This is a genomic window from Micromonospora sp. NPDC048999 (assembly GCF_040649295.1).
In the GTDB taxonomy this organism is placed as follows: domain Bacteria; phylum Actinomycetota; class Actinomycetes; order Mycobacteriales; family Micromonosporaceae; genus Micromonospora.
Window position 1 is genome coordinate 40,983 of sequence record NZ_JBEZFI010000032.1, and the last position, 20,591, is coordinate 61,573.

At 72.3% G+C, this 20,591-nt stretch carries 24 protein-coding genes and 1 riboswitch; of the genes, 5 read left to right on the forward strand and 19 right to left on the reverse strand.

Annotated elements, in window-relative coordinates; translation table 11 throughout:
- Positions 1–102 precede the first annotated feature (102 nt).
- Both gcvP and AB0C02_RS25375 read right to left on the reverse strand, forming a co-directional pair.
- A complete protein-coding gene (gcvP, locus tag AB0C02_RS25370) occupies positions 103–2,937 on the reverse strand; it encodes an aminomethyl-transferring glycine dehydrogenase (protein WP_357551371.1) in 2,835 nt (944 codons plus the stop codon).
- Positions 2,938–3,011: 74 nt separating this feature from the next.
- Positions 3,012–3,109, reverse strand: a riboswitch (glycine riboswitch).
- Positions 3,110–3,174: 65 nt separating this feature from the next.
- Positions 3,175–4,107, reverse strand: coding sequence for an NAD-dependent protein deacetylase (locus AB0C02_RS25375; RefSeq protein WP_357551373.1), 933 nt, complete (start codon positions 4,105–4,107; stop codon positions 3,175–3,177).
- Positions 4,108–4,165: 58 nt separating this feature from the next.
- Between AB0C02_RS25375 and AB0C02_RS25380 the strand changes: the two genes are divergently transcribed.
- Positions 4,166–4,825 (forward strand): NAD(P)H-binding protein, encoded by a 660-nt coding sequence (locus tag AB0C02_RS25380; RefSeq protein WP_357551376.1) that lies wholly within the window; start codon positions 4,166–4,168, stop codon positions 4,823–4,825.
- A gap of 138 nt (positions 4,826–4,963) precedes the next feature.
- Here AB0C02_RS25380 and AB0C02_RS25385 read toward each other — a convergent pair whose 3' ends face one another.
- The 12 genes from AB0C02_RS25385 to AB0C02_RS25440 all read right to left on the reverse strand — a co-directional run bounded on the left by AB0C02_RS25385 (position 4,964) and on the right by AB0C02_RS25440 (position 13,897).
- Positions 4,964–5,716 (reverse strand): DivIVA domain-containing protein, encoded by a 753-nt coding sequence (locus AB0C02_RS25385; RefSeq protein ID WP_357551378.1) that lies wholly within the window; start codon positions 5,714–5,716, stop codon positions 4,964–4,966.
- A gap of 52 nt (positions 5,717–5,768) precedes the next feature.
- Complete coding sequence (locus AB0C02_RS25390; RefSeq protein WP_357551380.1) at positions 5,769–6,935, reverse strand: globin domain-containing protein; 1,167 nt, start codon at positions 6,933–6,935, stop codon at positions 5,769–5,771.
- A gap of 2 nt (positions 6,936–6,937) precedes the next feature.
- Positions 6,938–7,333 carry a group 1 truncated hemoglobin gene (locus AB0C02_RS25395; RefSeq protein WP_357551382.1) on the reverse strand — a complete coding sequence of 132 codons (396 nt, stop codon included), beginning with the start codon at positions 7,331–7,333 and terminating at the stop codon, positions 6,938–6,940.
- Between the two features lie 474 nt (positions 7,334–7,807).
- Entirely contained in the window at positions 7,808–8,395 is a 588-nt protein-coding gene (locus AB0C02_RS25400) for a MerR family transcriptional regulator (protein WP_357551384.1), read from the reverse strand.
- 210 nt (positions 8,396–8,605) lie between these two features.
- Positions 8,606–9,070 (reverse strand): bifunctional nuclease family protein, encoded by a 465-nt coding sequence (locus AB0C02_RS25405; RefSeq protein WP_357551386.1) that lies wholly within the window; start codon positions 9,068–9,070, stop codon positions 8,606–8,608.
- Between the two features lie 208 nt (positions 9,071–9,278).
- Complete coding sequence (locus AB0C02_RS25410; protein WP_357551429.1) at positions 9,279–9,980, reverse strand: MerR family transcriptional regulator; 702 nt, start codon at positions 9,978–9,980, stop codon at positions 9,279–9,281.
- Between the two features lie 50 nt (positions 9,981–10,030).
- Positions 10,031–10,480: an FHA domain-containing protein gene (locus AB0C02_RS25415; RefSeq protein ID WP_357551389.1), complete on the reverse strand. Its 450-nt coding sequence runs from the start codon at positions 10,478–10,480 to the stop codon at positions 10,031–10,033.
- A gap of 216 nt (positions 10,481–10,696) precedes the next feature.
- Positions 10,697–11,077 (reverse strand): glycine cleavage system protein GcvH, encoded by a 381-nt coding sequence (gcvH, locus tag AB0C02_RS25420; RefSeq protein WP_357551391.1) that lies wholly within the window; start codon positions 11,075–11,077, stop codon positions 10,697–10,699.
- Positions 11,078–11,132: 55 nt separating this feature from the next.
- Positions 11,133–12,032 carry a DUF881 domain-containing protein gene (locus AB0C02_RS25425; RefSeq protein WP_357551431.1) on the reverse strand — a complete coding sequence of 300 codons (900 nt, stop codon included), beginning with the start codon at positions 12,030–12,032 and terminating at the stop codon, positions 11,133–11,135.
- A 10-nt stretch (positions 12,033–12,042) separates the two neighbouring features.
- Positions 12,043–12,375 carry a small basic family protein gene (locus AB0C02_RS25430; RefSeq protein ID WP_357551394.1) on the reverse strand — a complete coding sequence of 111 codons (333 nt, stop codon included), beginning with the start codon at positions 12,373–12,375 and terminating at the stop codon, positions 12,043–12,045.
- A complete protein-coding gene (locus AB0C02_RS25435) occupies positions 12,372–13,316 on the reverse strand; it encodes a DUF881 domain-containing protein (RefSeq protein WP_357551396.1) in 945 nt (314 codons plus the stop codon). Before AB0C02_RS25435 ends, AB0C02_RS25430 begins: the two co-directional genes overlap by 4 nt.
- Positions 13,313–13,897 carry a CDP-alcohol phosphatidyltransferase family protein gene (locus AB0C02_RS25440; protein WP_357551434.1) on the reverse strand — a complete coding sequence of 195 codons (585 nt, stop codon included), beginning with the start codon at positions 13,895–13,897 and terminating at the stop codon, positions 13,313–13,315. The genes AB0C02_RS25435 and AB0C02_RS25440 overlap by 4 nt, the downstream gene beginning before the upstream one ends.
- A 426-nt stretch (positions 13,898–14,323) precedes the next feature.
- On the opposite strand from AB0C02_RS25440, the gene AB0C02_RS25445 reads away from it, so the two are divergent.
- The 3 genes from AB0C02_RS25445 (at position 14,324) to AB0C02_RS25455 (ending at position 15,953) form a co-directional block, all read left to right on the forward strand.
- Positions 14,324–15,205 carry a universal stress protein gene (locus AB0C02_RS25445; protein ID WP_357551436.1) on the forward strand — a complete coding sequence of 294 codons (882 nt, stop codon included), beginning with the start codon at positions 14,324–14,326 and terminating at the stop codon, positions 15,203–15,205.
- Between the two features lie 65 nt (positions 15,206–15,270).
- On the forward strand, positions 15,271–15,480 hold the full coding sequence (locus AB0C02_RS25450) for a phosphatidylethanolamine-binding protein (RefSeq protein ID WP_357551398.1): 210 nt from the start codon (positions 15,271–15,273) through the stop codon (positions 15,478–15,480).
- Positions 15,477–15,953, forward strand: coding sequence for a hypothetical protein (locus AB0C02_RS25455; RefSeq protein ID WP_357551400.1), 477 nt, complete (start codon positions 15,477–15,479; stop codon positions 15,951–15,953). Before AB0C02_RS25450 ends, AB0C02_RS25455 begins: the two co-directional genes overlap by 4 nt.
- Here AB0C02_RS25455 and AB0C02_RS25460 read toward each other — a convergent pair.
- Positions 15,950–16,159, reverse strand: coding sequence for a hypothetical protein (locus AB0C02_RS25460; protein WP_357551403.1), 210 nt, complete (start codon positions 16,157–16,159; stop codon positions 15,950–15,952). The two genes, AB0C02_RS25455 and AB0C02_RS25460, sit on opposite strands and share 4 nt — an antisense overlap.
- Before the next feature lie 125 nt (positions 16,160–16,284).
- Between AB0C02_RS25460 and AB0C02_RS25465 the strand changes: the two genes are divergently transcribed.
- Complete coding sequence (locus tag AB0C02_RS25465; RefSeq protein ID WP_357551405.1) at positions 16,285–16,938, forward strand: hypothetical protein; 654 nt, start codon at positions 16,285–16,287, stop codon at positions 16,936–16,938.
- A gap of 36 nt (positions 16,939–16,974) precedes the next feature.
- Here AB0C02_RS25465 and AB0C02_RS25470 read toward each other — a convergent pair whose 3' ends face one another.
- The 4 genes from AB0C02_RS25470 to selB form a co-directional block, all read right to left on the reverse strand.
- Entirely contained in the window at positions 16,975–17,157 is a 183-nt protein-coding gene (locus AB0C02_RS25470) for a hypothetical protein (RefSeq protein WP_357551407.1), read from the reverse strand.
- Positions 17,158–17,256: 99 nt separating this feature from the next.
- The gene (locus AB0C02_RS25475) at positions 17,257–18,534 is read right to left on the reverse strand and encodes a hemolysin family protein (RefSeq protein ID WP_357551410.1); all 1,278 of its coding nucleotides are present in this window, start codon (positions 18,532–18,534) and stop codon (positions 17,257–17,259) included.
- A gap of 25 nt (positions 18,535–18,559) precedes the next feature.
- Positions 18,560–18,757: a hypothetical protein gene (locus tag AB0C02_RS25480; RefSeq protein WP_357551411.1), complete on the reverse strand. Its 198-nt coding sequence runs from the start codon at positions 18,755–18,757 to the stop codon at positions 18,560–18,562.
- Positions 18,758–18,824: 67 nt separating this feature from the next.
- Positions 18,825–20,591 carry a selenocysteine-specific translation elongation factor gene (selB, locus tag AB0C02_RS25485; protein WP_357551412.1) on the reverse strand — a complete coding sequence of 589 codons (1,767 nt, stop codon included), beginning with the start codon at positions 20,589–20,591 and terminating at the stop codon, positions 18,825–18,827.

Genomic DNA, 20,591 nt, shown 5'->3' on the forward strand with positions numbered 1-20,591 from the left:
TCTCACCACGCTGCGTGACCGCAGCGTGGGCCGTCGACCCGGCCCCACCCCGGGTCGACGCCCCGACCGGGGCGGCCCGACGACCGCCCCGGCGTCCCCGCCTCACTCCTCGAACGCCTCCGGCGACGGGCACGAGCAGACCAGGTTCCGGTCACCGTACGCACCGTCGATCCGCCGCACCGGCGGCCAGTACCTGCCCGCCCGGTCCACCCCGGCCGGGTACGCGCCCACCGACCGCGGATACGGGTGCGGCCACTCGTCCCCGGAAACCATCGCCGCCGTGTGCGGAGCGTTCGACAACGGATTGTCACCGGCCGGCCACTCACCCGAACCGACCTTGTCGATCTCCCCCCGGATCGCGATCATCGCGTCGCAGAACCGGTCCAGCTCGGCCAGGTCCTCACTCTCGGTCGGCTCCACCATCAGCGTCCCCGCCACCGGGAACGACATCGTCGGCGCGTGGAACCCGTAGTCGATCAGCCGCTTCGCCACATCGTCGACACTCACCCCGGTCGCCTTGGTCAACGGCCGCAGATCCAGGATGCACTCGTGCGCCACCAGGCCCTTGTTGCCGGCGTACAGCACCGGGAAGTGGTCACGCAGCCGCACCGCCACATAGTTCGCGGCGAGCACCGCCGTCCCGGTCGCCCGGGCCAGCCCCTCGGCGCCCATCATCCGCAGGTACGCCCACGGGATCGGCAGGATCCCCGCCGACCCGTGATTCGCCGCCGAGATCGCCGGCCGGCCGTCCTCGCGCGCCCCCGCCGGGTCACCCGGCAGGAACGGCGCCAGGTGCGACCGCACCGCCACCGGCCCCACGCCCGGCCCGCCACCACCATGCGGAATGCAGAACGTCTTGTGCAGGTTGAGGTGCGACACGTCCGCCCCGAACCTGCCCGGCTTGGCGAACCCCACGAGGGCGTTGAGGTTCGCCCCGTCGACGTACACCTGACCGCCGGCATCGTGCACCTTCGCGCACAGCGACGCGATGCCCGTCTCGTACACCCCGTGCGTCGACGGATACGTCACCATGATCGCCGCGAGGGCGTCCCGATGCTTGTCGATCTTCGCGTCGAGGTCGACCAGGTCGACGTTGCCGTCCGCGTCGCAGCCGACCACGACCACCCGCATGCCGGCCATCACCGCCGACGCCGCGTTGGTGCCGTGCGCCGACGACGGAATCAGGCACACGTCCCGGTGCCCCTCACCGCGCTGCCGGTGATACCCGCGGATGGCCAGCAGCCCGGCCAACTCCCCCTGCGAACCGGCGTTGGGCTGCACACTGACCGCGTCGTACCCGGTCACCTCCGCCAGCCAGTCCTCCAACTGGCCGATCAGCTCCCGGTAACCGGCGGTCTGCTCCGCCGGCGCGAACGGGTGCAGGTGGGCGAACTCCGGCCAGGTGATCGCCTCCATCTCGGTGGTGGCGTTCAGCTTCATCGTGCACGAGCCCAGCGGGATCATGCCCCGGTCCAGGGCGTAGTCGAAATCGGCCAGCCGCCGCAGGTAGCGCAGCATCGCCGTCTCCGACCGGTGGCGGTGGAACACCGGATGGGTGAGGAACTCCGACGTACGGGCCAACGCCGCGGGCAGCGAACCGAACGGGGCCCCGGCCGCGGCGTCGACGTCGGCCGACACCCCGAACGCCGCCCACACCGACCGGACATGCGCCGCGGTGGTCGTCTCGTCGCAGGAGACACCCACCCGGTCGGCGTCGACCAGGCGCAGGTTCACGCCCTGCTGCGCGGCCGCAGCCACGACCTCACCGGCCCGGCCCGGCACCACCGCCGTGACCGTGTCGAAAAACGTCTCGTGTTCCAGCCGGACGCCCCCACCGGACAAGCCCGCCGCCAGGGTGGCCGCCATCCGGTGAACCCGCCCGGCGATCGCCCGCAGCCCGTCCGGCCCGTGGTAGACCGCGTACATGCCGGCCATCACCGCCAGCAGCACCTGCGCGGTGCAGATGTTGCTGGTCGCCTTCTCCCGGCGAATGTGCTGCTCCCGGGTCTGCAACGCCAACCGGTACGCCGGATTGCCGTCGACATCCTTCGACACGCCCACGAGACGCCCGGGCAGCATCCGCTCCAGACCCGCCCGCACCGCCAGGTAGCCGGCGTGCGGCCCGCCGAAGCCCATCGGCACCCCGAACCGCTGGGTGGTGCCGGCGGCGATGTCGACGCCGATCTCGCCGGGTGGGCGCAGCAGCGTCAACGCCAGCAGATCCGCGGCCACACACACCAGCGCCCCGACGCCGTGGGCCGCCTCGACCAGGCCGGCGTGGTCACGCACCGCCCCGGACGCACCCGGGTACTGCAGGTGCAGGCCGAAGAACTCACCGGGCAGCTCGTCGCACTCGACGTCGACCACCCGCACGTCGATGCCGAGCGGCTCGGCCCGGCCGGTGATCACCGCCAGGGTCTGCGGCAACACGTCCGCGTCCACCACGTACACGTTGCTCCTGCTCCGCGACGCGCGGCGGGCCAGGGTCATCGCCTCCGCCGCCGCGGTGGCCTCATCGAGCATCGACGCGTTCGCGGTGGCCAGCCCCGTCAGGTCGGTGACCATCGTCTGGAAGTTCAGCAGCGCCTCCAGCCGGCCCTGGCTGATCTCCGGCTGATACGGCGTGTACGCGGTGTACCAGGCCGGATTCTCCAGCACGTTACGGCGGATCACCCCCGGAGTGTGCGTGCCGTGGTAACCCAGGCCGATCATGGACACGGCGACCGTGTTCCGGCCGGCCAGGGCACGCAGCTCGGCCAGGGCCTCCCGCTCGCTGGCCGGCGCCGGCAGGTCCAGCGTGCCGTGCCAGCGGATCACCTCGGGAATCGCCGCGTCCATCAGCTCATCGACGCGGCTGTAGCCGACGGTTTCCAGCATTCGGCGCTCGTCGTCCGGATCGGGGCCGATGTGCCGATCGGCGAACTGCTCTGCGGTCATGCGCGTGCGCTCCTTGTCGGGGCGAGGTCGACAGGTCGGCCTCCCCCTGAGTCGCGCTCACGCACTCCACAGTGCCTGCCCACGTGGTCCTTTTGCCTGAGAGGTTCCGGGGAGGAATCTGCCCCTTCGGCGCCGCCCGGGTGTTCCGGGCGGTCTCTCCCGCGTGGGTGGTACCGGCAAGGTCAACGCTACCAGCGGCCAGGTTTCCGGCTCACGTCCTCCCCGCCGGGCCGCCCGCTACCCCACCGACGCGCCCCCGGCCACCACGCCAGCACCGACGGGCCCGGCCGGGCCGACGCTGATCGACGTCGCCGGGCCGGTGACCCGGTCGGCCAGGGCGGGCAGCACCTCACCCAACGGCCGGTCCAGCCGCACGGTGGCGTACCCGTCACCACGGGTCGACCCCTGGTTGACGATGGCAACCGGAATGCCCAGTTTCGCCGCCCGGATCACGAACCGGCGGCCCGACATGACCGTCAACGACGAGCCGAGCACCAGCACCGCCCGGGCCCGCTCGACCAGGGCGAAACAGTCCGCGACACGGCGCGCGGGCACGGTCTCGCCGAAGAACACCACGTCCGGTTTCAGCAGGCCGGTGCCGCAGACACCGCAGTCGACCGTCCGGAACCCGGCGACCGCCTCGTCGGGCAGGTCGACGTCGCCGTCCGGGTTGACCTGGGCCACCCGGGCGACGAAACCCGGGTTGGCCTCGCGCAGCCGCCGGTCCAACTCCTCCCGGGAGGTCACATTGTCGCAGCCCAGGCAGACCACCTGCTCGAGACAGCCGTGCAGCTCGACCACCCCGGTGCTGCCCGCCACGGTGTGCAACCCGTCGACGTTCTGCGTGATGATCCCGCTGACCAGGCCGGCGTGCTGCAGCCGAGCCACCGCCCGGTGCCCCACGTTCGGGGCGGCCCGCGCGATCAACCGCCACCCCAGGTGACTGCGCGCCCAGTAACGCCGCCGCGCATCCGGATCCCCGGTGAACGCCTGATACGTCATCGGGGCATGCCGGCGGGCCGCACCGCTGGGCCCCCGATAATCCGGGATGCCCGACTCGGTGGACAACCCGGCGCCGCTGAGCACCACCACGTCCCCGCCGCCCACCAGCCGGGTCAACGCGTCGAAAGTCCGCCTCACCCGTCCATGCTGCCTCAACCAGCACCCCATCGACGACCAGCCCGCGGTTACCCCGAGGACACGCCCGCCCGGCGGATAGTTTGACACCATGCGAGTCGTCATCGCCGGAGGCCACGGCAAGATCGCCAAGCTGTTGGAGCGGGAACTCGCCGGGCGCGGCGACACCGCCGTCGGGCTGATCCGCAACCCCGACCACGCCGCCGCGCTGCACGCCGCCGGCGCCGAACCGATCGTGGCCGACCTGGAACACACCGACGTCGACACCGTCGCCGCCCACCTCGCCGGCGCGGACGCGGTGGTGTTCGCCGCCGGCGCCGGACCGGGCAGCGGCGCCGCCCGCAAGGACACCGTCGACCGGGCCGCCGCCGTGCTGCTGGCCGACGCCGCCCAGCGCGCCGGCGTCCGCCGCTACCTGCTGGTCTCCTCGATGGGCGTGGACACCCCGCCCAGGCCCGGCAGCGACGAGGCGTGGGTGGCGTACCTGCGGGCGAAGAAGGCCGCCGAGCAGGACGTCACCGGCCGGGACCTGGAGGTGACCGTGTTGCGACCCGGGCGCCTCACCGACGACCAACCCGTCGGGCGGATCGCCCTCGCCCGACACGTCGAGCCCGGCGAGGTCACCCGCGCCGACGTGGCCCGGGTCCTGCTCGCGTTCCTCTACGAGCCGGCCACCGCCGGGCTGACCCTGGAACTGACCGGCGGGGAAACGCCACTCGCCGACGCGATCCACGCGGCCACCGCCCGCTGACCCGTCATCCCGGCCGGCGCCGCCGTGTGCGCCGCCCCGCCAGCACCGGCCGCAGCGCCGCCGGCGCGGCGGGACTCGGGCAGCCGCCGCCCGCGAGGCGGGTTCGGCCCGCCGCCGACCGGCGGGCCGAACCCCGGGTCAGCGCTGGTGACGGGGCGGCACGGCGACCCGCACCCGACCGCCACCCGCCGGCGCCGCGCTGCCACCGACCGCCGCGCTGCCGACGTTCACCGCCGCGCCACCCACCGCCACCGCGGCGCCGGTGACCTCCGCGGCGATCCGCTCCATCGTCCGCGCCAACTGCTCACTGCCGTCGTCCAGGTGCCGAGCCGCCGCCTGCATGTGCGAGATCATCATCTCGCCGAAGATCCGCAACGCCTCCCGCGCCGCCACGGAGTCGTCGAAACTCGCGCCGGCGTTGCTGCGGTAATCCGCCACCGCCCGCTCGGCCTCCTGCTTCGCCTCCTCCGCCGCCGCCCGCAGGTAACTCTCGTACTGCATCCGGGCGTACTCGGCCACCCGCTGCGCGTAGTCGTGCGCCTGGGCGATGATCTGCTCAGCCTCCCGCTGCGCCGCCGACAGCAGGTTCACCTCCTTCGCCGCCGGCAGCTTCGCCGCCGCGCCGGCGCTCGGAATCACCCCGTGCCGGTGCAACTCCAGATGGTCGTTGAGCCGCTCATTCTCCGCCCGCAGATTCGCCACCTGCGCCGCCAGCACATCCAACTCGTCGGCGACCTGCATCCGGAACCGGTCCACATCCGCCGGATCGTAACCGCGGCGGGTGAACGACGCCCCGTCGAACTCCCACCGACGCACCCGATCCGCGGTCATTCGAAACTGCACGCTGGACACCTGACCGCCGTCGTACCTGCTGATCGGGGTCGCGCTCACCGGGTCTCCCTTCCCGCCGCGGCTGCGAGGCTCGCCAGCTCACTGTTCGCCCTCACCGGACACCTCCGGACTCGTCAGGGGCGTTCGCCGTCCGCCACATCGGCCCGTACCAGTGCTTGCCGAAACCCTCGTGGTGCAGCTGACCGGCGTGGTAGCCCGCCCCGGTCAACGCCGCCACCGAATGGCTGACCATCTCGTCCGAGCCGCACATGTAGACATGCCGCGACCGCCAGTCCCCGTCGACCAACGCCTGGTCCACCACGTGCGCGAACTCCCCGGGCCGCTGGAAGTCGACCCCCACCACGTAGGTGACGGTCAACCACGGGTACGACGCGGCCAGCTTGTCGATGGCCTCGTTGTCATAGAACTCGCTGCGCGAACGGGCCCCCAGATACAGGTCGACCCGACGGCGGGAACCCTCCGCCGCGACCTGCTCCACCAGCGCCTTCAACGGCGCCCAACCGGTGCCGCCGGCCAGCAGCAGCAGATCAGCCGACCCGGCCGGCCACAACGTCAACCGGTCCCCCACCGGCGCGGCCAGATGCAACTGGTCACCCACCGCGCACCCGTACACCAGCCGCGACGACACGGCGCCACCCGGCGCCGCCCGCACATGCAACTCCAGCGTGCCGTCAGCACGCGGCGCGTTCGCCGGCGAGTAGTACCGCCACGACCGCACCGCCGGATGAGACACCCCGATCGACTGGCCCGGTATGAACGGCAGCAGGTACTGCGGGCGCAGCGTCAGCACCGCCAGGTCGAACGCCCGCCGCTCGTGCCCGAGAACCTCGGCCACCCACCACGGCGGGGCCTTCGTCTCGGCCGCCTGAGCGGCGTCGATCATCACCTGCGAGACCAACCCGTACGCGGCCGTCCAGTCCTGGGCCAGCTCGTCGGTCCACGCCTCGCCGAGGAAATGCCGCAGCGTCGCCACCAACGCCTCACCGACCGCCGGGTAATGCTCCGCGCGCACCGCGAACTTACGGTGATCGGCGCCAAGATCCTGCAGAAACCCGACCAGGCCGTCGACCTGGTCGACGTGGGACACGATGTGCCCCAACGCGGTCACCAACCGGTCCCGCTGCCCGGCCATGTTCGTCGGGAACATCTGCCGGGTCTCCGGATAAGCCAGGAACAACGTCGAATAGAAGTAGAGCGGCACCTGATCGCCGTGCGCAGCGACCAGGGACCAACTCTCCTTCAGCCGTGCCGCGTCCACCCTCAGACGCCCGTCCCGTGCCCCTGCGCCACCACCTGGTCCTGCACCTTCTCCAGAACGACCTGCACGTCACCGATGATGTCCCCCGGCACACCCAGCTCCGTCAGCGTCGCGGTCAGGTGCTCACCCACCTTGACGTAATGCGCCACCGGAATGTTCAACGGCTGGTGCGCCTCGGCCAGCTCACGACCGTCGTACTCGTTCGGTCCGCCGAGCACCACGGTCAGCATCAACGCCAGGTGCCGCCGCTGCTCCGGCATGTTGAGGTCGGCGAAGTAGCCGGCCAGCTCCGGGTCGGCGAGCACCTTGTCGTAGAACAAGGCCACCGCCGCCTTCACCGAACTGGCGCCGCCGATGCGCTCGTAGTGGGAGGGCACGGTTTCTGCAGCAACCGTCACGGTCGTTCCTTCCAGATCACAGGGCCGCGCCGATGCGCGGAGGGGCAGCCGGTCGCCTGGCGAACAGGTGCCGTGACGTCATTGCCGGACGACCAGTGTGGGACCCTAGCGCGCCAACCGGACAAGGTCACGACCGGCCTATCAGATTCTTGACAACAACCGACCGGCCAGCATCCTCATCGTCCACAAGGGCCATCGCCGACAACACGCCGACACCACAACAACCCGTCATCGACGGGCGGCCCGCCAACGCCACACCCTCCACCGAGGAGCAGCCCCCGCGCCGCCCGGCCAGGGCGCGAACACTGCCACTGACCAGCACCAACGCCAACCGCAACCAGGCACGGCCCGCCACCGGACGGCAGTCCCACCCAGCGCACCGAACCGCCCACCGCGCAACACGCTGCGTCACCAACGAAAGATCGCGCCGGGCCCCTGCCACGACGCGATCTATTGCTGAATGTTCCCGCCGGCTCAACCCGCCCGACGCCGCGCCCGACGCGCCGCCAACTCGTCACCCGCCGACTCCGCCGACTCCGGCGAATCCGCCACCACCGGCGGACCACCCACCTGCTCCGCCGGCAGATGCGACAACGACCCCTGGATCTCCTTGAACGCGCCACCGATCGCGATGCCGAACACCCCCTGGCCGCCCTGCAACAGGTCGACCACCTCCTCCGGCGACCGGCACTCGTAGACCGACGTCCCATCGGAGATCAACGTGATGCCCGCCAGATCCTCCACCCCACGCGACCGCAGCGCCTCAATCGCCCTCCGGATGTTCTGCAACGACACCCCGGCGTCCAACAGCCGCTTCACGACCTTCAACACCACAAGATCACGGAAGGAATACAACCGGGCCGTCCCCGAACCCGACGCGTCCCGCACGCTCGGCACCACCAGAGCCGTCCGGGCCCAGTAGTCCAACTGCCGGTAACTGATACCCACCGCGTGGCAGGCCGTCACACCCCGGTAACCGACCTCACCGTCACCGCCCGGCACAGGCCCCACCACACCCGCCTGCTGCTCCGTACCCGGACCAGGATCCCGCGGCTCGTGCATCCGGACAACCTCCCCGCCCGTGCGGTGACACGTCATCTCCCCGTACGCGCACCCCTCGATACCGCAACCCTATAACCGCCATCGAGAGCCACCACGCAAGAAGCACCGCGACACGCCGCGCACCAACTTGGAAGATCGCCCACAGCAACCAACCGTCACCCACGGTAACGGACGCTGCCGGTCCACACCGACCACCCGGCCGGCCACCACTCAACCCGCGAAGTCCTCCGGCCGAACCTGCTCCAAGAACTCCCGGAACTTCTCCACCTCGTCCTCCTGCTCGTCCGGGATCACGATCCCCGCCTCACTGAGGACCTGCTCGGCACAACGAATCGGAGCCCCGACCCGCAACGCCAACGCGATGGAATCGCTCGGCCTCGCCGACACCCGCACCCCGTCACCGATCAACAGATCGGCGTAGAAGACGCTCTCCTTCAACTCGGTGATCTCCACCGCCCGCAACGGCGCCTGCAACGCCGCCAACACATCCCGCAGCAGATCATGCGTCAACGGTCGAGCCGGCTTGACCCCCTGCTGCTCGTAGGCGATCGCCGTCGCCTCGACCGCACCGATCCAGATCGGCAGATAGCGGTCCCCCTCGACCTCCCGCAGCAGGACGATCGGCTGGTTGCTGGGCAGCTCCACCCGAACTCCGACCACGCTCAGCTCGCGCACCGCCGCCTCCGTGTCGTCGTCGCCTACGCACCGCGCCCTTCCCTGCACGGTACACGGACCGCGACACGAGAGCCCCATGCGCTACGTGCACCACGCCTCGCCAGGAAGGGGTTACCCCGGCAAGCCTACGACACGCTCCCCGAGCCAGATCTTTCCGAACCCCACCAACGGCCGAGGCCGGGCGCCCCACGGCACCCGGCCCCACATCTCACCGGCCCAACGTCGACCGCAGCCCCACCCGCACCAACGCCGCGTGCAACCGCTGCGACAACGCCACCAGCTCCCGCGCCGTCTCCGCCGCGCGAGCCCGCGCCGCCGGATCACTCTGCCGCGCCACCGGAGCCACCAACTGCGCGAACAGACCGACCTCCCGATCCGCCGCCGTCCGATACCCCCGCAGATGCCGCGGCTCCAACCCGTACGCCGCCAACCCCGCCACCGCACTCGCGATGATCAACGCATCCGCGTCATACCAACCCGGCGGATCCGACACCAGCACACCCAGCCGCTCCAACTCGGCCAACGTCGACTCGTCGAGCCCACTACGGGACAGCAGATCCGCCCGCCCCAGCCGCACCTCGGCCGGCTCGACGGACTCCGCCGCCCCCCGGCCCGGCACCTCACCACCGGGACCGACCGCCACCAACGTCGGCCGCTGCCGCCCCGACGCCGCGCCCGACCCGTCCCACTCCGCCAACTGGTCACGAATCACCCGCAACGGCAGATACTGGTCCCGCTGCGCGGTCAACACAAACCGCAACCGCGCCACATCGTCCCAGCTGTACTTCCGATACCCCGCCGGCGTCCGCTGCGGCTCCACCAGGCCCTCGGCCTCCAGAAACCGCAACTTCGAGATGGTGACGTCCGGAAACTCCACCCGCAACTGCGCCAACACCTCACCGATGCTCATCAGCGCGGTGGAATGCGCCGCCGCGGACGACGCCGAAGCCGCAGGCTCGTTCACCCCCGGCCGGCCTCCTCCGGACGCGGACCGGCGATGAACACCACCCGGAACTTGCCGATCTGCACCTCGTCACCGTTGCTCAACGTGGCCGCCTCGACCCGTTCCCGGTTCACGTACGTGCCGTTCAGACTGCCCACGTCCCGCACCGTGAACGTGCCACCGTCCCGGTGGAACTCGGCGTGCCGCCGAGAAACCGTCACGTCATCGAGGAAGATGTCACTGTCCGGATGCCGGCCGCTGGTCGTCACATCATGATCCAACAGGAACCGGGCACCCGCGTTCGGACCCCGACGAACCACCAGCAGCGCCATCCCCGGCGGCAACGAACCGGACATCCGGCTCGGCACCACATCGGTGTCCGGTCCCTCCAGCACTTCTTCGAGCGAACCGAGATTGAGCGTCGAAGTGACGTCGAGCGGGGGAAACTCGTCGCCTGGGCGCGTCATGCGGACCACCTCACGGATCTGTTTCGGTCGGCGTCGGGTAATGGCGGGTCTGGCCGCCGGGCAGTCCCACACCCGGCGGCTGGCTCCCCGTGCCCGGGAAGGCGCACTCCACAACGCTCAACTATTGGGTTCTCGGTCGACTGGGCGAGCCTAGCCAGCGCCGAAATGCAGGGCAACCGGACGCGCGGAGACAAGCCCGCCGCCCGGAACGACACATCAGCTCTCAGTGAGCTCGCGGTACGCACCAGCGGTCAACAAACCCTCAACCGCCACCGGATCATCCGGAGAAATCTCCACCAACCACCCAGCACCGTACGGATCCGTGTTGATCGCCTCGGGAGCGTCGGTCAACGCCTCATTACGCGCCACGACCCGGCCACCCAGCGGGGCGTAGATCTCCGACACGCTCTTGGTCGACTCGATCTCACCCAACGACTCACCCGCGGCCACCACCGCACCCGCCTCGGGCAACTGGACGAACACAATGTCACCCAGCGCTTCCTGCGCGAAGTGCGTGATACCGATCCGGACGGCCCCGCCGTCCCCACCAGCCACCCACTCGTGCTCGGCGGTGTACCGCAGATCCTCAGGAATCACCAGCTGCATCCTTCATCCATCGGTGCACCGGGGAAACCGGCGCGGCCACGACCAGTCAGGAAACCGGCCGGGCGTGTTCCAGCTTGATCGGCGCGTGCAGCTGCGAAACCTCCACAACCTCACGATCCTCAACGATCACGTTACCGCCGTCATCCGCCACCGATGCGACCACCCCGCCGGGGATGTTCAACGCCGTACGCATCGTCGCCGGATCACCGATCACCAGAATCGTGTACGGACCGGTCAACCGCCGCCCGTCCACCACCAGGCCACCGCCCTGCGCATCGACGAAATACGTCGACGCGATGACCCGCACCGCCGCGCCGTCCGACCCGACGATCTGCATCGCCTCCGCGCCCGCCCCCCGCAATTCCTGCACCGCATCCAGGAGCCGCGTCGACGAGATCGCCTTACCGCCAGCCTCGAACCGCACCGACAACCCGGGCCCCACCGCGCGCAAACTACCCGCCAGGATGCCCAGCTCGTCCGCCCGCCGCGTCGCCTCCTCCAACGCCGCCTGCTGACCCAGCTCACCCGAACGCAACTGCCGCTGGCTGTCCTCCAACGTCGCGATCTCCTGCCGAAGCCGCCGCTCCCGCGAATCCAGATCCGACGAGATCCGGACCAGATCATCCTCACGCATCGCCGCCAGGGTCGGATCCGTCGACGTCGTCTTCAACTGGACCACCAGGGTGAACCCCAGCAACGCCAACAGCACGGCGATCATCGCGCCCGCCGACGTCAACCGCCGCGCCACCGACCCGCGCGGCCCACCCTCCACCGACTCCTCAGCCGGCGACGCGTCCACCTCCCGCTCGGCCGGTGCCAACGGGCTCAACTCGTCCGGATCGGGCGCCTCCGGCCGTGGATCCGGCTCACCCGCCGGACCCGAGGGCCGCGCCGGCTCATCCGGCGTGGGCCAGCCGGTACCCGTCTCCCTGTGTTCCTCGCTCATCGCCCCAAACCTACGCCCGGAACAGGTGCCGGCGGATCGCCGCCACGTTTCCGAAGATGCGAACCCCCAGCACGACCACCACAGCGGTGGACAGAGCGCTGCCCGCCCCCAGTTGGTCACCCAGATACACGATCAGAGCCGCCACCAGCACGTTCGAGATGAACGACACCACAAACTGCTTGTCGTCGAAGATCTTGTCGAGCTTCGCCCGAACCCCGCCGAACAGCGCGTCGAGCGCCGCCACCACAGCGATCGGCAGGTACGGCTGCAACGCCGCGGGCACGGTGGGGTCCAGATACACCCCGAGCGCCACACCGACGAGCAACGCCAGCACCGCGATCATCGAACACCTCCGGAGGGGCTGGGAGACGTCCCCGAGCGGGACGGCCCGGAACTGGAAGTACCGGCGGCCTTCGAACCCGACGGCGACGGGCTCGGACTCACCGAGGGCACGGCGTAGCGTAGCCGCGGCTGCGGGGCTGCCGGCAGGGTGAGACCCCCCGCCTTCTTCACCCCGAACGACAACCCGGTGGTCCTCGCCACCTCACGCATCAGCGCCGCCGCCCGACTGTCGTCGAACCGGTTCCGCATCGACCCCGGCCCGATCGCCGTCACCTCGTACGGGCTTGTCACCGGCCGGTAATCCACCAGGATCGCCTCACCCGCCGAACGGATCGTCGACGTCGCCGTCAACCGTTGCCCGTTGATCGCGACCGCCTCCGCGCCCGCCGCCCACAGATCGTTCGCCACCTTCTGCAGGTCCGAGTACAACACCCGGGACGGGCCGGCATCCGCACCGGTCACCGTATTCTTGTCCGCCGGCGCGTCGGCCAGCCGCACCACCACACCGTCGCCGCGCACCCGGCCCAGGCCCGTGCCGGCCTCCAGGTTCCGCAGCCGGTACGCCTGCGAACCGCTCAACGCCGCGTCCCGCTCCCGGCCGACCTCCTCGCGCAACTGGTCCGCGCGGTCCGTCAGCCGGTCCGTCTCCGCCTCCCGCCGCTTGATCTCGGCGATCAACCCGGCCCGCGCCTTCGCCCGGCTGGGCTCCTCCGCGACCGTCTCCCGGTACGCCACCGCGAGCAAGAGCCCGATCGTCGCAAGGACCACCAGGCTGACCGGACCGAACAGCACGCGGCGCCACCGCGACGGCGGTGCCTGCTTCCGCCGCGCCGTCGCGGCGGCGTACCCCGGCTCAAGCGGGTTGCGGAACAACTCGGTGAGAAAGTCCGGCACGTACACCCGCGCCGACGGGTCCCGGCTGCCGTCCCCCGCCGCGGTCACGCCGTCGCCCCCGCCCGCCCTGCCCGCATCGCCCGGACCAGCCGGCCGGCCTGCATCACGTACATCACGCCGGCCACCCAGTAAAGCACCAGACCCCACCAGGCCAGCCCCCAGCCGATTGCCGCGGCCGCCGTGGCGATGGCCGGCGACGCGGTGGCCAGCAGCAGGATCGGAAACGCGGCCAACAGCAGGAACGTCGCCGTCTTGCCGACGTAGTGCACCGGCGGCGGCCCGTAGCCGTAGCGGCGCAGCACCCCGAGCGAGCCGAGCAGCAGCAACTCGCGGGCCAGCAGCGCCCCGGTGAACTGCCACGGCACCACCTCGCGCGCGGTGAACGCCAGCAGCGTGGCCAGGATGTAGAGCCGGTCGGCGAGCGGATCCAGCAGCTCACCCAGGCGGCTGACCTGGTTCAGCCGGCGGGCGAGCCAGCCGTCCACCCAGTCGCTCGTACCACCGATCGCCAGCACGACGATCGCCGCCACGTCCGCGCGGGCGACGAGGAAGAGATAGAGGAACAGCGGTACGCCGACGAGCCGGACGAAACTGATCAAGTTTGGCAGGGTGAGGACACGGTCCCCCACCACCGCGGTCGAACCACCCGGAGTCGAGTGCTCCGACGGAGCCGGCCGACGCGACACCGAACCCTCCCTTCGCGGCACGGTCCAGCGGCCGACCGCGGTCGGCCGCTCCTCCTGGAGGACGTGCGCGTTGCCGGCCGGTCATCGCCGGCGCCTTTTGCGATCCCGGGCTGGGACCTCCCCCGATGCGGCCCACGATCGCGTCGATCATGGGCCGGCCAGTTGCGCTGCCACTATATCGGGCTGCCTCGGCGTAGCTCGGACCCTGCTTTGGGTGGTTTTTCGTGCTGTTCTGTCGTGCGCTGGCGCACCACCTCTAAGGCATCCTAGGAAGGATGGGTGGACGCCCGGCTCCGGCCGTATCGCCGCGCCGACACCCCGCCGGCCGCGATACTGGCCGCGCGGGCGTCGGCGGCAGGAGGTGCGGCGGTGAACTCGGCGAACGGCGCGGCCGTGGTGGTCGGCGTGGACGGGTCCGAGCCGGCGCTGCGCGCCGTGCGCCTCGCGGCGGCCGAGGCCACCCGCCGGCACCGACCGCTGCGGGTGGTGCACGGGTTCATCTGGCCGCTGCTGCGCGTACCCGGGTCGCCGCCGGCCGGGGCGCCACCCGGCGGCGGCCTGCGGCACCAGGCCGAGGAGATGGTCTCCGCGGCGGTCGCCGAGGCGGAGGCGGTCGCGCCCGGGCTACCGGTCTCCGGAGAGATCATCGACGGGCAGGCGGCCGCGGTGCTGCTCAGCGAGTCCCCCACCGCCACGATGATCGTGCTCGGCGACCGCGGCCTGGGCGGTTTCGCCTCTCTGGTGGTCGGCTCGGTGGCCATCCAGGTCGCCGCGCACGCCGACTGTCCGGTGCTGGTGGCCCGGGGCACCCCGCGCACGGCCGGCCCGGTGGTGGTCGGGGTGGACGGCTCGGCGCTGTCCCGGGCCGCGATCCAGTTCGCCGCCGAGGAGGCGGCGACCCGGGACGCCCCGCTGCACGCCGTACACGCCTACACCCACCCCAGCTCCAGGGGCCCCGGGGACATGCAACCGCTCGTCTACGACGAGCGCCTCCTGCGCGACGAGGAGGAGCAGATCCTGACCGAGTCGCTCGCCGGGCTGGCCGAGCGCCACCCTCGGGTGCCACTGACCCGGGAGGTGGTGCGCGGCCGGCCGGTCGCCGTGCTGAGCGAGGCCGCCCGCACCGCCCAACTGGTGGTCGTCGGCGGCCAGGGCCGGGGCGAGCTGAGCGGGTTGCTGCTGGGATCGGTGAGCCAGGGGGTGCTGCACCACGCCGACTGTCCGGTCGCCGTGGTCCGCTCCCCCGCCTGAACGGTTGGCGCCGCCCCCGTCGGGTAGACGCCTCCGGAGAGCCACAGCGACCGGAGGAGGCAGGGATGCCAGGACCACGGCCGGGCAGTAGCGCCTACGACAAGGAACGGGCCCGACTGCGCGATCTGATCGAGAATTCCGGACGGGCCGCCGACCAGGAGGCGAACCAGGTCGCGAACCGGATCCTCCAGGACGATCGCGGCCAGCGGGGCGTCGTACGGGGCGAACGGACGTTCGGCCCCAAGAGCGAGCGCGAACCGGGCGACCCGAAGTGAGGGCCACGCCCGTGGTCGACGGCGCCATCGCCGGCGCCGTCGGCAGCGCCGCGTTGAACATCGTCACCTACCTGGACATCGCCGTCCGGGCCCGCCCGATCAGCAGCACGCCGGAGGAGACCGCCGGGCGGCTGGCCGACGAGGCCCACGTCAACCTGGGGCCGGAGAAGAAAGCGGCCAACCGGCGATCGGGCATCGGGGCCATCATCGGTTACGCCACCGGCATCGCCGCCGGGGCCGCCTTCGGCGTGTTGGCCGCCCGGCGGCGGCTGCCGCTGCCCGTCGCCGCAGGGCTGCTCGGCGGCGGGGTGATGGCGACCTCGGACGGGTCGCTCGCCGCGCTGGGCGTCAGCGATCCCCGGACCTGGCGACCCACGGACTGGCTGTCGGACATCGTGCCGCACGTGGCATACGGGTTGGCGGCCGCAGCCACCTGGCGGAGGCTGCGGCCGCCGTCGCGGCGGGGCCGTTAGCCCCGCCGGCCGCTCTCGTCGTCGGCCACCGGCTCCCCGGCGGGACCGTACGGGGACACCTGCCCCTTCGGGACCGGTCGGCCGACGTCGGCGTTGGACCTGCCCTTGCTGCGCGAGTGCCCCCGCGTCTGGAAAGCCTCCCGGCTGTCCTGGCTGGTCGCGCCCTTGTCGTTGCGGCGGAGTTCCTCCTGCTGCGGCTTGACCACAGGTCTCTCCTTCCGGTGGAGCACGCGGCGACTGCCCGCGCACCCGACCGGGGTACCCGCCCCCGTCGGCCGCATTCCGGGCTCGGTCGGCGTCTGGCCCGGACCGGGGCGGGTATCCCGACAGGGTGGCGAACGATCGGAACATGGCGCGGGCACTGCTGGACCGGCAGGGCCGCACGTACGCCGAGGAGGCGGGGATCAGCCTCGCCGACCGGCCCGGGCCGCTCTACCAACTGCTCGTGCTCACCACGTTGCTGAGCACCCGGATCCGGGCCGGGGTGGCGCTCGCGGCGGCCCGGGAGCTCTTCGCCGCCGGCTTCCGCACCCCGCAGGCGATGGAGGCGGCGAGTTGGCAGGACCGGGTCGACGCGCTCGGGCGCGGCCACTACCGACGCTACGACGAGCGCACCGCGACGATGCTGGGCACCGGCGCGCGGCTCTGCCGGGAACGGTGGCACGGGGACCTGCGCCGGATGCACCGGGAGGCCGACGGCGACCGCACTGCACTGCGCCGGCTGCTGATCGAGTTTCCCGGCATCGGCCCCACCGGGGCGGACATCTTCCTGCGCGAGGCGCAGACAGTCTGGCCGGACGTGCGCCCGTACGCGGACCGCCGGACGCTGGCCGGGGCACGGCAGCTGGGCCTGCCGGCCAACCCGGGCGGCCTGGCCGACCTGGTGGGCGAGGCCGACTTCGGCCGACTCGCGTCGGCGCTGGTCCGGGTGGCGCTCGGCGAGGAGTCGGCGGGCGAGGTCAGCCGGACCGCCGCGGCCCGCTGAACGGCACCGGGCGTGACGTGACGGGCCGGATCGCCGTCACTTGGCCGCGCCGGGTTTGAGCAGCCACCAGACCAGCAGCGCGGCGAGCAGGGCGAGCAGCACGACGCCGCCGGAGAGGCCGCCCTGTCCGCCGTTGCTGCGGTGCCCGGTAACGCCGAAGTAGATCACCGCGAGCCCGACGAGCACCGCGACGATCGTCCGAAATCCTCGGTCCCTCACGTCTCGGACGGTACGTTCTGTTGTCTCCGGTTCGTGCCGTTTTGGCGTGGCTCTCCCCCGTACGAGCCACCCGCCCAGCGGACCGAGCACCGGTGCGGCTCACTGTTCCCGGCAGCCCACCGCAGGGCCGCGCAGGCGTACCCGGCGGATCGCCCGGCCGGCCACCTCGACCACCTCGACGGTGAGCCCGGGCAACTGCACCCGCTCACCCGGGCCGGTGGGCAGCCGCCCCAGCCCGGCCAGGACCAGCCCGGCGACTGTGGCGTACTCGCGCGACAGAGGGAAGGTCAGGCGGACGCCGGCGTCGGGCAGATCGTGCAGCGGGAAGTCGCCGGGCAGCACCAGTGCGCCGTCCGGTTCCCGGACCGCCCGGCGCACGTACCGGTCGGTCTCGTCGTAGACCTCGCCGACGACCTCCTCCAGCAGGTCCTCCATGGTGACCAGGCCGTCGATCCCGCCGTACTCGTCGACCACCAGGGCGAGCTGCTCGCGGCGCTGACGCAGCTGGTGGATCGCGTCGGAGACCGGCAGGGTGGCGGGCAGCAGCAGCGGCGGCCGGGCCCGCTCCCCGGTGGGGACACCGTCGCCGTCCACCAGGTCACGGATGTGCACCACCCCGCACACGTCGTCCAGTCCGCCCGGGCCGGTGACCGGCGCGCGGGAGCGACCGGTCGCGGCGAGCCGGCGCATCGCCTCCGCCGCCGGCATTGTCGCCGGCAGGACCGTCATGTCGCGGCGCGAGACGAGGATCTCGCGCAGGTTACGGCCGGCGATCTCGAACGCCCCGGCCAGGATCTCCCGCTGCTGCGCCGACAGCCCGCGCTGGCTGACCAGCAGCTCCCGCAGCTCCTCCTCGGTCACCTCCGGCCGGCTTGCCCGCGGATCCCCGCCGGCGAGCCGGACCAGCAGGTCGGTGGTGCGGCTGAGCAGCCACACCGGCGCGCGGGACAGCCCGGCCAACAGATCCAGCGGCGTGGCGGCGACCAGCGCCCAGCGTTCGGCGGCCTGCATGGCCAGGCGTTTCGGAGCCAGCTCGCCGAGGACCAGCGTGACGAAGGTCAGCACGACGGTCACCAGCAGCACCGCAACCGGGTGGGCGGCCCGGCCGAGGAAGCCCAGCCGCCCGACCAGGGGCTGCGACAGGGACACCGCGGCGGCCGCGGAGGCGAGGAACCCGGCGAGGGTGATGCCGAGCTGGGTGGTGGCCAGGTAGCGGTTCGGCTCCCGGGTCAACCGCAGCAGGCGTTGTCCGGCACGCCCGGATCGACCCAACCGCCGCAACTGACCCTCACGCAGCGTCACCAAGGCCATCTCACTTCCGGCCAGCGCCGCGTTGATCAGCACCAGGACCAGGACGAGGACGAGCTGCCCGGCCATCCGTACCCCCTTCTCGGCCCGACGGTCAGTCCTTCTCCAGGTCGTCCAGGGAGATCTTGTGGGTCATCAGCCACCGGGCCAGCGCGGCCATCCCGAACAGCCACAGCGGCGCCGACTCGGTGGTGCCGTTCGTGGCGAAGATGGCGAACCGCAGGTCCGGGGCCCGGTACGCCTCGATCCGCCACTTGTGGTTCTTGTCCCGCCAGACCGCTGAAGGGTCCATGGCGTCACGGTAGGTGACGCGGCCGTCTCACCGATGCCGCTTGGCCACCCCCGTGCCGCGCTACCGCTCAACCGGACGGTGTTGCCACCACCTCGCGGGCGTCATCGGGCAGCCGGCGGGTGGCGCCGCGCCGGTCCAGCAACTCCAGCAGGGGCAGCGCGACCCGGCGGGTGGTGTCGAGGGCCTGCCGGGCCGCGCTGAGGGTGAACGGCTGCGGCAGCCGGGCCAGGACCCGGACGGCGGCGTCGAACGCGCCGGGCAGCAGCACGACGTTCTCGGCCAGCCGCAGCAGGGCGCCCGCCCGCACGGCGGCGCCGATCTCCCGCGGTCCGAGACCGAGGTCGGCGAGGCGGTGTGCCTCGGGAGCCTGGAACGGGCGGTCGCCGTACTCGGCGCGCACCCGCTCGACCGCGCGGGCGACCGGTTCGGGCAGCGCGTCGGCCGCGGCGGCGGTGACCCGGCCGGCGCGCAGCCGCAGCGGTGGCCGCAGCAGCGCCGCCACCAGCGCCCGGTCGGGCAGGTCGAGGCGCTGGCGCAGCACCTCGACCGGCGCGCCTGGTTCCAGGGGGTGCTCGCGGGCGTACTGGGCGGCCTCCTCGCCGAGGCGTACGCCCAGGGCCCGCCAGTGTCGCGGGTCGGCCAGCCAGTCTCCCGCGACCGGGGCGGCGGTGACGGCCACCCCCATCCGGGTCAGGTCGCCGGCCCGGATCAGGTGCCGGCGGCGCAGCTCCCCGGCCAGGTCGGGGCGGCCGTCCAGCCCGGCCAGGACGCTCGCCCGGGCAGCGGCGGCCCCCCGCCGGCGCAGCGGCGGCGGGTCCACGTCCAGCACGGTCACCCCGCCGGCCACGTGATGGCGGCCGGGATCCCGCAGCAGCGCCCGGTCTCCGATCAGCAGCGGCAGCGGGCGGGCCAGCCGCAGCCGGACGGTGTCCGGGCCTAGCGGGCGCACCCGGGCCGGCACGGCGGTGGAGCCGACGTGCAGGGTGAGGGTGGCCGGCAGGTCGGCCGCCGGGTCACCGGAGAGCCGCACGTCGAGCAGGTCGGTGCGGCGGAACCGCCCCGGGGTGAGCAGCGCGTCGCCGCGGGCGATCCGGTCGCGGGACACCCCACGCAGGTTCACCGCGACCCGGGCCACCCCGTCGACCCGGTCCCGGACGACGCCCAGCGAGTGCAGGCCGCGGACCCGGACCGGTTCGCCGGTGGCGGCGAGTTCGAGCTGGTCGCCGACCCGCAGCCGGCCGCCGCCGAGGGTCCCGGTGACCACCGTGCCGCTGCCCCGGATGGTGAACGAGCGGTCCACCCAGAGCCGGACCGGGGCGTCGAGCGCCGGGGCGGGCAGTCGGGCGACCAGGCGGTCCAGGGCGGCCCGTAGCTCGGGCAGGCCGGCACCGGTGGCGCCGCTGACCGCCACCGCCTCCACCTCGCCGAGGGCGGTGGCGGCGATCTCCTGGCGGGCCCGGGCCAGGGCCGGCCCCGGATCGGCCAGGTCCGCGCGGGTCACCGCCAGCAGGCCGTACGACACTCCCAGCGCGTCCAGCGCGGCCAGGTGCTCGGCGGACTGCGGCATCCAGCCCTCGTCGGCGCCGACGACGATCAGCGCGGCGGGGACCGGTCCGACACCGGCGAGCATGTTCGGCACGAACCGTTCGTGCCCGGGCACGTCGACGAAGGCGATCGTCCCGCCGGAGGGCAGGGTGGTCCAGGCGAAGCCGAGGTCGATGGTCATGCCCCGGCGGCGTTCCTCCGCCCACCGGTCGGGTTCCATCCCGGTCAGCGCCCGGACCAGGGTGGACTTGCCGTGGTCGACGTGCCCGGCGGTGGCGACGACCCACAT